Source organism: Pseudomonas sp. 2822-17, assembly GCF_002742485.1.
Taxonomy (GTDB): domain Bacteria; phylum Pseudomonadota; class Gammaproteobacteria; order Pseudomonadales; family Pseudomonadaceae; genus Aquipseudomonas; species Aquipseudomonas cyclaminis.
In genome coordinates this window covers 1-381 of sequence record NZ_LJRZ01000561.1, presented here as the reverse complement: position 1 = coordinate 381, position 381 = coordinate 1, and the positions used below count along the sequence as shown (strand labels likewise).

Sequence of the window (381 nt, the reverse complement as noted above, 5' to 3'; positions counted from 1 at the left end):
CATAGAATCTATAAATTGTTCAAATCCAGTAAAATTTATCGCTACATAATGATCAATTGGGATATCTAAAAAGTTTTCTACAGTTTTAACAGCTGTTTCAACCCCATTAGCATATGCATGATTTATCTTGTCGTATTCATTTTCCCCTGCAATTTCAACATAAGTGTCTATAGGAATAGATAATAATGTTGACTCTTCTGTTTCAATATCTATAACAGCTACCATTAATACATCTGATCTACCCGAAATACGACCGTGCTCATTATCGACTCCAGCAATTAATATGGAAATAGTATCCCCATTACGGACCATTTTTTCTACTTCAAGCTTTTCTTCCTCGTCATTTATTTTTATATTTCGATCTATTTCATAATCATATTC

At 31.5% G+C, this 381-nt stretch carries 1 protein-coding gene; it reads right to left on the bottom strand.

Features of this window, described 5'->3' with window-relative positions; translation table 11 throughout:
- A partial coding sequence (locus AOA60_RS23400) for an LCP family protein (protein WP_178075402.1) occupies positions 1–381 on the bottom strand: 381 nt, incomplete at both ends.